Here is an 8,954-nt window from a genome sequence, read left to right as displayed (position 1 = left end):
CGTCACCTCGAGGCGCACCCCCCGGAACAGGGGGCTTCGTTCCAGGTCGGTCATGAACCGGGCGATGGTCTGGTTGTCGATCGCGTACCCCTCGAGGTCGACCTGCCCCCCGTTGTCCCGGAGCTTCTCGATCCACATCTTCTCCGGGATCAACCGGGCGATCTCGTACAGCACCCGCGAGGGCCCCCGCTGGCGCTCCTCGAGGCGCGCGATGACATCGAGCTTCTCCTCGAGATCCCGCTTCTTCTTCCGGAACTCCTTGACCTCGCCGATCACCTTCTGGAGCCGGGCGATCTCGGCCTTCCGCTCCGAGATCCGCTGCCGGGCCCTCTCGATGTCGGCCCCGATCATCGCGTGCACGGTGGCGATGGTGCCCGCCACCACCACAAACAACAGCACCACCAGGGCCACGTGGCGCCGGAGGAGTTCCTTGCGCCGCTCGGCGCGGACCGGAAGGAGATTGATGCGGATCATCGCTCGTCGATCCTCCGGAGAGCCAACCCCGTGGCCACCGCGGCCACCGGCCCGATCTCCTCGAGGTAATCGGGGTCGAAGAGTTTTTCCGACCACCGGATCCCCCGGAACGGGTTCAGGATCTCCACCGGCACCCCCACCCGCTCCTCCACGGCCGCGGCCAGGCCCGGCACCCGGCACCCCCCGCCGCTCAGGAACAGGCGGTGGATCTCCTCCTCGGCGGAGGTGGCGCTGAAAAAGTCGAGCGATCGCTGGATCTCGAGCACCAGGTTCTCGGTGGTGAGCCGCAGGATCTCCAGGGCGTCCTGGGGCCCCAGGGTGCCCACGTGGCCACCGAGCTTGAGGATCTCGGCTTCCTCGAAGCTCACCCCCAGCTCCTTTTGGATCTCCTCGGTGAAATTGGCCCCGCCCATGGTGATGTCGCGGGTGAAGGTGCTCACCCCTTTCCGGAGCACGTTGATGTTCATGATGCTCGCGCCCACGTCCACGAGCACCACGGTCTTGTCGAGGTGCTCCGGATAGCCCACCTCGAACACGTTCTCCAGGGCGAAGGCGTCCACGTCCACCACCTGGGGGATGAGCCCGGCCTCCGTGATCACCGCGGCGTAGTCGTTGATGATGTCCTTCTTGACCGCCACCAGGAGGACCTCCATCTGGCCCTCCTCCTCGGGAACCGGCCCCAGGATCTGGAAATCGACGTTCACCTCGTCGATCTCAAACGGGATGTACTGTTCCGCCTCCCACTGGATCTGCTCTTCCAGTTCCTCCTCGGTCATGAGGGGCATCTGGATCTTCTTGACGATCAGGGAGTGGCCGGAAACCGAGGTGGCGACGTTCTTGTTCTTGATTTTGAGGTGGGAGAAGAGGTTGCGGATCGCCTCGACGACCACGGCCGAGTCCATGATGACGCCGTCGACGATCGCTTCAGGAGGGAGCTGGGCCACGCCCAGGTTTCTCAGTTCGTAACCCCCCTTATGGTGCCGGAGCTCCACGGCCTTGAGAAAGTGGCTTCCAATGTCCAGGCCCACCAGGTTCTTGGGTTTCCAAAGCACCATGCGGAGCTCCTGGCAAAGGCGGGCGGGGGCCGCCCGTTCGAACCCCACGGCACCCCACGGAAAATCCCGCCGGATCGTATCGGAGGGGGGTTAGTGTGTCAAGGATCCCCCACTTGGACCCGCCCAAACACAGAAACCCATCGGATAAACGGGTCCGCCGCTTTAGCCCCTTTCGGTTTTTTTCCCTGTTGCGCCCGGCTAAGGTTTCGCGAGCGGAACCCAAACGACCAGAACGTGACGGCCGAACCGACCGGCCCCCGAAGGCCATGTGACGGCAACCACCGGTGGGGTTGGAAACCACGGGCCCCGCCCCGGCGGGCCCCCGCCCGCCGCAGGGCAATCCGTCGGGCCGGCTTCGTCCCCCCAAGATCCACGATCCGTTAGCAAGAACCGCGCCTCCCGGGGCACACAACGAAACGGGGCGGGTCCGTGGACCGGACCCGCCCCGTGGGGCTCTCGCCGCACGGCGAGGGGATCAGCCTTCTTCTTCTCCCTCCCCCTCGTCGTCCTCCTCTCGTTCCACCACCCGGGCCACGGCCGCCACCGTCTCCCCGGGCTCGAGGTCGATGAGCTTCACGCCCTGGGTGTTGCGGCCGATCACCGGGATGCCCGACACCGCGGTACGGATGATCTTTCCGGAGCTTGCGATCAGGAACACCTGGTCGTCGTCCTCCACCGCCAACACCCCCACCACCAGCCCGTTTCGCTGGGTGGTCTTGATCGTGATGATGCCCTTCCCGCCCCGCCCCTGTCGGCGGTACTCCTCGAGGGCCGTGCGCTTGCCGTACCCGTTCTCGGTCACCGTGAGGAGGGTGGTGCCGGGCCGCACCACGTCCACGGCCACCACCTCGTCGCCCTCGGCCAGATCGATCCCCTTGACCCCGCGGCTCGTTCGGCCCGTGGGCCGCACCTCGTCCTCCGAAAACCGGATCGCGAGCCCCGAGCGGGTGCTCAGCACGATCTCCTGGTTCCCGTCGGTCAGCCGGGTGGCGATGAGGTCGTCGCCCTCCTCCAGGGTGATGGCCTGGATGCCCCGATTTTTCCACGGGTTGGAGAACGCGCTCAGGTCGGTCTTCTTGACGAGGCCCTTGCGGGTGGCCATCAGCACGTACCACCCGTCCAGGAACTCCCGAACCGGCAGGAACGCCGAGATGGACTCGCCCTTCTCGATGGGCAGGAGGTTCACGATGGCCTTGCCCCGCGCGGCCGCCCCGGCCTGGGGGATCTCGTGGACCTTGAGCCAGTACACCTTGCCCTTGTCGCTGAAGAACAGGATGTACGAGTGGGTCGAGGCCACGAACAGGTGCTCCACGAAGTCTTCGTCCCGCGTGGCCATGCCGAGCCGCCCCTTGCCGCCCCGGCGCTGGCTCCGGTAGAGGGACACGGGGTTTCGCTTGATGTACCCCCCGTGGGAGATCGTGACCACCATCTCCTCCTCGGCGATCAGGTCCTCGATGGTGATCTCCTCGGTGCGGGGCACGATCTCGGTGCGCCGCTCGTCGCCGTACTTCTCGCGGATGTCCTCGAACTCGGCCACCAGGATGTCGAGAACCTTCTCGTCGCTTGCGAGGATGCCCTCCAGCTCCTCGATGAGCTTCAGGGTCTCCCGGTACTCCTCCAGGATCTTGTCGCGCTCGAGCCCGGTCAGCCGGTGGAGCCGCAGGTCGAGGATCGCCTTGGCCTGTTCCTCGGAGAGCCCGAACTGCCCCATCAGGCCGTCCTTGGCCTCGGCCGGGGAAGCGCTCCCCCGGATCAGCGCGATCACGGCGTCCAGGTTGTCGAGCGCGATCTTGAACCCCTCGAGCACGTGGGCCCGGGCCCGGGCCTTCCGGAGCTGGTAGTGGGTCCGCCGGATCGTGACCTCCCGGCGGTGGTCGATGTAGTGCTGGAGGGCCTCCTTGATCGTAAGCACCCGGGGCTGGCGGTCCACGATGGCCAGCAGGTTGATCCCGAAGGGAATCTCCATGCGGGTCATCTTGTAGAGGCGGTTGAGCACGATGCGGGCGTCCTCGCCCCGCTTGAGCTCCACCACCATCCGGATCCCTTCCCGGTCGGACTCGTCCCGCAGATCGGAGATGCCTTCGATCTTCTTGTCGCGCACCAGGGCGGCGATCTCCTCGATCAGCTTCGCCTTGTTGACCGTGTAGGGCACCTCGGTGACCACGATGGCCTCCCGGCCCGTGCGGGGGTGCCGCTCGATCACGGCCCGGGCCCGCAGCCGGATGGACCCCCTGCCCGTGCGGTAGGCCTCGTGGATCCCCTGGACCCCGTAGATGAACGCGCCCGTGGGAAAGTCGGGGCCGGGGAGCACCCTGAGGATGTCGTCCACCGTGGCGTCGGGGTTCCGGGCCAAGAGGATCAAGGCGTTGCAGAGCTCGGTCAGGTTGTGGGGCGGGATGTTCGTGCTCATGCCCACCGCGATCCCGGAACTCCCGTTCGCGAGCAGGTTCGGTATGCGGGAGGGCAGGACCAGGGGCTCCTCCAGGGACCCGTCGTAGTTGGGCCCGAAGTCCACCGTCTCCATGTCGATGTCGGCCAGCATCTCCCCGGCGAGCCGGGTCAGGCGCACCTCGGTGTACCGCATGGCCGCGGGGGCGTCCCCGTCGATCGACCCGAAGTTCCCCTGGCCCTCCACCAGGGGGTAACGGAGGCTGAAGTCCTGGGCCATTCGCACCAGGGTGTCGTACACGGCGGCGTCGCCGTGGGGGTGGTATTTGCCGATCACGTCGCCCACCACGCGGGCCGACTTCTTGAACGGCTTGTCCCACCGGTTTCCGAGGTCGTGCATCGCGTAGAGCACGCGCCGGTGCACGGGCTTCAGGCCGTCGCGCACATCCGGAAGCGCCCGGCCCACGATCACGCTCATGGCGTAGTCGAGGTACGAGCGCTTCATCTCCTCTTCGATGGGGATCGGGATCCGGACACTGGGGTTCTGCATGGGTTTCTCCCGTGAAGCGAAGAGCGGGGACTGCCGGGGAAGGGGGGGCGGCGTCAGCCTTCGTCCGCCTCGAAGGCGTTCTCGAACACCTCGACGCGCGGGGCGGGCCCGTCCCAGACGACGGCCACCACGTCGAACCGCAGCGGCACGCCTTCGAGCCGACGCTCACGCACGAAATATTGGGCCAGCCGGGTGAGTTTGCGCCGTTTGCGGCGGTCCACGGCTTCGTGGGGCGGACCGAAGGCGGGGCCGGACCGGGTTTTGACCTCGAGGAACACCACGGTGCCCCGGTGCAGGGCCACGCAGTCGATCTCCCCCAGGGGGCAGCGGTAGTTGCGCTCCAGGATCCGGTACCCCCGGCTTCGCAGGGCCGCGGCCGCAAGGTCCTCCCCGGCCCGCCCCAGGCCCCGGTTCCCGGATGGCCGGCTCACGGCGCCTCGAAAAGCCCGGGCTGTCGGGGCAAGGGGCCCAGGAGTTCCTTCACCCCCCGGAACGTGCGGCGGTGGATCGGGCACGGCCCGAGGCGCTCCAGGGCCTCCCGGTGGGCCCTCGTGGGGTACCCCTTGTGGTCCTCGAAGCCGTAGCCCGGGTACCGGCGGCCGTACTCGACCATGAGGGCGTCCCGGTGCTCCTTGGCGATCACCGAGGCCGCGGCCACGGCCCAACTGCGCGCGTCCCCTTTGACCAGGGTTTCCTGGGGAAGCGAGAGCGGCAGGCGGTGGATCCCGTCGACCAGGAGGTGGTCGGGCGTCATCCCGAGGTCCTGCACCGCCCGGCACATGGCCCGGAGGGTGGCCCGGTGGATATTCCACCGGTCGATCTCTTCGGGGGAGCACTCCCCGATGCCGACGGCCAGGGCGACCTCCCGGATCCGGGGCACCAGCGCGGCCCTCACCCCCGGGGCGAGCCTCTTGGAGTCGTCGAGTCCCGGGAGCTCGGCCCCGGGGGGCAGGATGACGGCCGCCGCCACCACGGGCCCGGCGAGCGGCCCCCGGCCGACCTCGTCCACCCCGCACACCCGGACGGCGCCGGCGGCAAAGGCCGCCCGATCGGGCTCGCCCATGGCCCGGCCGGCCGCCGGCATCCGAGGCCGCTCCTACTGGGTGCGCAGTTCCTTGAGCCGCGCGGCCTTCCCGCGAAGGGCGCGCAGGTAGTAGAGCTTGGCCCGCCGCACCTTGCTGTGGGAGACGACCTCGATCTTCTCGATCAGGGGGCTGTGCACGGGGAACGTGCGCTCCACGCCGACGCCGAAGCTCATCTTCCGCACGGTGATCGTGGACCGGACCCCGCCGCCCTTCTTGGCGATGAGGACGCCCTCGAACACCTGGACCCGGACCTTCTCCCCCTCCCGGATCCGGTAGTGCACCCGAACCTTGTCCCCGGCGCGGAGATGGGGCACGTCCATCCGCATCTGTTCGCGTTCGATGGTCTCGATCACGTTCATGGCTGGCTCCTTCTGGAAGGCTGGAAAGCTGGAAGGCTGGGACGCTGGGGGGTGCGAATAGCCCCCGAGGTTCACGGTGGTGCCGAACTCGGGTCCTCGCCTTCGTTTGCTACGTCTCGATTTCTTTCGCCCCGCCCCACAGCCGGTCCACCACGATGGAGGCGGCGGAGCGCACCGACAGATGATTGTACCCCGTGCCGGGGTCCACCGGTTCCAGGAGGTCGTCGCAGGCCTCTAGGGCCTCGGGGGCGAGCCCCCACCCGGTCCCGAACACCACGAGGCCCCCCTCCCGGGCCAGGCGGCGCCTCGCCTCGCCGAAGGAGATCCGTCCGTCCCCCCGGCGAGCCGAGGTGGCCAAGACCCACGGCCGGCGCCCCCACAGGGCTCCCAGGTCCCGGAGGGCGCCTGCGAGATCCGGCACCACCCGGACCGCCTCGAGGGCGGTCCGGCGCCACGGGTTGGCCCGGCCCCCGGCCCCCTCGACCCAGTGGCGCAGGAGGTCCCCCAGGAGCGCCGCCTGGGCCGGCAACGGGGTCACCACGTAGCACCGGTCGAGCCCGTAGGTGACCGTGAGCCGCGCCAGGTCGTGGACGTCGAGGGGCGTCACCGCGGTGGCCACCACCCGGCCGGTGCGGTCGAGCACCGGATGGTGCACCAGGGCGAGGGCCGCCCTAGGTCTCGTCAAGGTCTTCCCCCCTCAGCACCCGCTCGGCCAGCCGCCGCTCCTCCGGGGTGAGGTCGGCCCGCTCCAGGAGATCGGGCCGACGTCGGGCCGTCCGGAGGATCGCCTGGCGCCGGCGCCACGCGGCGATCTGGGCGTGGTGGCCCGACAGCAGAACCCCGGGCACCTCCATCCCCCGGAACACCCTCGGCCGGGTGTACTGGGGATATTCGAGGAGTCCGGCGGTCAGGCTTTCCTCCACCGGAGAGGCTTCGTCCCCCAGAACCCCCGGCACGAGCCGCGCCGTGGCCTCCAAGATCACCCAGGCGGCCGCCTCGCCGCCCATGATCACGTAGTCCCCCACCGAGACCTCGTCGTCGCAGAAGGCCCGGACGCGCTCGTCGAATCCCTCGTAGCGACCGCACACCAGGGCGATCGACCCTGCGGCCGCGAACTCCCGGGCCACCTCCTGGCGAAACGGCCGGCCCTGGGGCGTCAGGAGCACCACCCGGACCCCGGGGTCCCGGGCCCGCACGTGCTCGATCGCGTTCACCACCGGGCCGGGCTTCATGACCATGCCGGCGCCCCCGCCGAAGGGGTAATCGTCGGTGATCCGGTGGCGCCCCTCCCCGAACTCCCTCAGGTCCACGAGATGCACCGCGACCTTCCCCTCGGCCACGGCCCGGCCGAGGATCCCCTCGTCCAGCGGCCCCCGGAACATCCCGGGAAACAGGGTCACCACGTGGACCGTCAGTCCCACAGCCCCTCCGGGACCCGCACGGTGATGCGGCCGGCGTCCAGGTCGATCGCGAGAACCCACTGGCTGACCACGGGGAGCATGCGCTCCGCCCCGCCCTCGGTCCGAATCACGAGCACGTCGTGGGCGCCCGAGTCGAACACGTCCACCACCCGGCCGAGCGCCTCCCCGCCCTCCCCCACCACCTCGCAGTCCAGGAGATCGGCGTGGTAGTACTCGTCGGGCCCGAGGGGGGGCAGCTCGCTCCGATCCACGCACAGCACGGCGTGGGTCAGTTCACGAACCGCCTCCGGGGTGTCGTACCCCTGGAACTTCACGAGCACGAACCGGCCGTGGATCCGGTGGTGTTCCACCTGTACGGGCTCGGGCCCCCGACCGCGGTCCAAGTAGAAGCGGGTGTACCCCTCGAGCCCCCTCGGAAGGCTGCCCTGGGGGTCCACCCGCACCTCCCCGCGAACCCCGTGGGGCCGGCCCACCCGGCCCACGGCCACGTAGCGGGCCCGACCCATGGTCTACCGGAGCCTTGGCCTCAGGCCCCCGCGCTCTCCGCCGGCTTGGACCGGGCCTTGGCCCAGACCCCGGCCTTCCGCAGCAGGCTGCGCACCGTGTCCGAGGGCTGGGCCCCGTTGCCAAGCCAGTAGAGCACCCGGTCCTCCTTGACCTCGATCGTGGCCGGGTCGGTCAGGGGGTTGTAGGTCCCCAGCACCTCGAGGAACCGCCCGTCCCGGGGGGCCTCGGCCGGAGCCGCCACGATCCGGTAAAACGGGCGCTTCTTGGAACCGTGGCGCGCGAGTCGAATGCGTACTGCCATGGTGTGTTCGCTCCTTGTGTCGCCTTGAACTTCCTGCTGGGACGCCAGAAAGCTAGAGCGCTGTCCCCCTCCCGGGTTCCAGCGTGATTGGTGTCCGGTCCCCTCTCGGCGGTACTTAGCCGCCGGGGGTCACCCCCCCAGGGGCAACCGGGGCATCCATCCGCCCTTTCGCTTCTTCTTCCCCCCCTTTTTGCCCATCCCCATCATCCCCATCCGCTTCATCATCTTGCGGGCGTCCTGGTACCGCCGGATGAGCCGGTTCACGTCCTCGACCCGGGTCCCGCTGCCCCGGGCGATCCGGCGGCGGCGGCTCGCGTTCAGGATCTCGGGCTTGCGCCGTTCCTCCGGCGTCATGCTGTCGATGATCGCGATCACCCGCACGAGTTCTCGCTCGTCCACCTGGAGGTTCTTCAACTGCCCCATGCCCGGGACCATCTTCAGCAGATCCTCCAGGCTGCCGAGCTTCCGGAGCATCCGGAGCTGGTCGCGGAAGTCCTCCAGGGTGAAGCGGTTCTTCCGTAGCTTCTCTTCGAGATCCCGGGCCGAGTCCTCATCGATCGCCTGCTCGGCCTTCTCGATCAGGCTCAAGACATCGCCCATCCCGAGAATGCGAGAGGCCATCCGCTCGGGATGGAACACCTCGAGGGCGTCGAGCTTTTCGCCCACGCCCACCAGCTTGATCGGCCGCTTCGTGACCGCCTGGATCGACAGGGCCGCGCCGCCCCGGGCGTCGCCGTCGGCCTTGGTGAGCACCACGCCGGTGATGCCCACGGCCTCGTCGAACGCCTTGGCCACGTTCACCGCGTCCTGGCCG

10 protein-coding genes and 1 pseudogene are annotated in these 8,954 nt (G+C 69.0%); all 11 read right to left on the bottom strand.

Translation table 11 applies throughout. The annotated features are described in order from the left end of the window. On the bottom strand, positions 1-474 hold a 474-nt coding region (locus ACY0I8_RS13880), incomplete at its 3' end, for a PilN domain-containing protein (RefSeq protein ID WP_461395233.1). Further along, a complete protein-coding gene (pilM, locus tag ACY0I8_RS13875; protein WP_461395232.1) occupies positions 471-1,529 on the bottom strand; it encodes a type IV pilus assembly protein PilM in 1,059 nt (352 codons plus the stop codon). The genes ACY0I8_RS13880 and pilM, both read right to left, overlap by 4 nt. 475 nt (positions 1,530-2,004) lie before the next feature. Next, positions 2,005-4,467 (bottom strand): DNA gyrase subunit A, encoded by a 2,463-nt coding sequence (gyrA, locus tag ACY0I8_RS13870; protein WP_461395231.1) that lies wholly within the window; start codon positions 4,465-4,467, stop codon positions 2,005-2,007. Between the two features lie 53 nt (positions 4,468-4,520). Beyond that, entirely contained in the window at positions 4,521-4,898 is a 378-nt protein-coding gene (locus tag ACY0I8_RS13865) for a YraN family protein (protein WP_461395230.1), read from the bottom strand. Beyond that, complete coding sequence (locus ACY0I8_RS13860) at positions 4,895-5,551, bottom strand: ribonuclease HII (protein WP_461395229.1); 657 nt, start codon at positions 5,549-5,551, stop codon at positions 4,895-4,897. The genes ACY0I8_RS13865 and ACY0I8_RS13860 overlap by 4 nt, the downstream gene beginning before the upstream one ends. Before the next feature lie 12 nt (positions 5,552-5,563). Next, positions 5,564-5,911 carry a 50S ribosomal protein L19 gene (rplS, locus tag ACY0I8_RS13855; protein WP_461395228.1) on the bottom strand — a complete coding sequence of 116 codons (348 nt, stop codon included), beginning with the start codon at positions 5,909-5,911 and terminating at the stop codon, positions 5,564-5,566. Between the two features lie 109 nt (positions 5,912-6,020). Continuing rightward, a complete protein-coding gene (locus tag ACY0I8_RS13850) occupies positions 6,021-6,596 on the bottom strand; it encodes an RNA methyltransferase (RefSeq protein ID WP_461395227.1) in 576 nt (191 codons plus the stop codon). Next, a complete protein-coding gene (gene trmD, locus ACY0I8_RS13845) occupies positions 6,583-7,326 on the bottom strand; it encodes a tRNA (guanosine(37)-N1)-methyltransferase TrmD (RefSeq protein WP_461395234.1) in 744 nt (247 codons plus the stop codon). The genes ACY0I8_RS13850 and trmD overlap by 14 nt, the downstream gene beginning before the upstream one ends. Then, on the bottom strand, positions 7,323-7,838 hold the full coding sequence (gene rimM / locus ACY0I8_RS13840) for a ribosome maturation factor RimM (protein ID WP_461395226.1): 516 nt from the start codon (positions 7,836-7,838) through the stop codon (positions 7,323-7,325). Before rimM ends, trmD begins: the two co-directional genes overlap by 4 nt. A 20-nt stretch (positions 7,839-7,858) precedes the next feature. Beyond that, positions 7,859-8,140 (bottom strand): small ribosomal subunit protein bS16, encoded by a 282-nt coding sequence (gene rpsP, locus ACY0I8_RS13835; RefSeq protein WP_459941022.1) that lies wholly within the window; start codon positions 8,138-8,140, stop codon positions 7,859-7,861. A gap of 129 nt (positions 8,141-8,269) precedes the next feature. Next, a pseudogene (locus ACY0I8_RS13830) lies at positions 8,270-8,954 on the bottom strand (signal recognition particle protein); the annotation flags it as partial.

It is taken from the genome of Deferrisoma sp., assembly GCF_054681715.1.
This window is presented reverse-complemented; position numbering and strand designations above follow the sequence as displayed.